We start from the raw sequence: 1,011 nt of genomic DNA on the forward strand, positions 1-1,011 counted from the left end.
CGAGGCGATCAGCAGCCCCCCGTCACCCAGGGCTTCGGCTTGCGCACGTGCCCGCGACGCGACCTCCACAGCTTCTGCCCACCGCCGCCGCATGAAGCAGTTCTCGGCCAGCGCCAGCTCCAGCGGCACCGAATCCGCACTACCAACCGGAGTCTCCGCGAGCGCAGCAACCAACAAGTGACGAGCCTCCTCAGCATGCCCCAGCCCATGATCCGCACGAGCGATCATGCCGATGATGCGTGCTCGGTCGCTGATCGATTCGGTGGGTATCAGTTCCAGCGCGTGCTGTAGTTTCGTGCGGCTGTCGTGGAGCCGACCGGAAAACGCTAGCGCGCCGGCTTGGGTGACGAGAAGGGGGAGTCGTCGTTCTGGCCCGCTGGTGGGAGGTAGAAGTCTGAGTGCGGCTTCGAGCCAGCGGGCTGCTGCTGCGGGTGCGCGGGGCAGGACGGTTTGTGCTGCTTCGGCAAGGGTAGTGGTGGCTTGTTCGTCGCCGGGTGTTGCGGAGAGTTCGATGTGGTGGGCTCGTGCGCCGAGAGAGGCGCCACGTTGGGTGAGTGCGCGTGCTGCTTGTTTATGGGCAGTGAACCGGCGGCCGGGCATGGTCTGGTCGTAGACGACACGACGGACGATCGGGTGGCGGAAGCGGAACTGGCCCGGCGTCTCAGTAGGGCGAACGAGATCGACCACCACGAGTTCGTCGAGGGATCTCAGCACTCGATCCCTGTCGGACTGCGCGATCGCGGTCACGAGATCGACATCGAACGGGTCACCCGCGACCGCCCCCGCTTGGAGAACATCGAGGGAATCGGCTGTGAGCCCGGTCAGTTCCTGAGTGATCATGATGCGCAGGACGGAGGGAATGCCGGCGCCGATCTCGGTGCTGACGCTATCGCCGGTTACGCGGTCCGGGAAGCCTTTTTTCGAACTGCGTGCCAGTTGTTCGAGGTAGAAGGGATTACCCCCGCTCTCGGAATGCAACACCCGAATCAACGGCGAATCAGGCCGCTCCCC

General features: G+C 64.8%; 1 pseudogene. It reads right to left on the reverse strand.

The window, feature by feature from the left end:
• Positions 1-1,011, reverse strand: a pseudogene (locus ABZW96_RS37695) (hypothetical protein); the annotation flags it as partial.

This window comes from Nocardia sp. NPDC004168 (assembly GCF_040610355.1).
In the GTDB taxonomy this organism is placed as follows: Bacteria; Actinomycetota; Actinomycetes; order Mycobacteriales; family Mycobacteriaceae; genus Nocardia; species Nocardia sichangensis.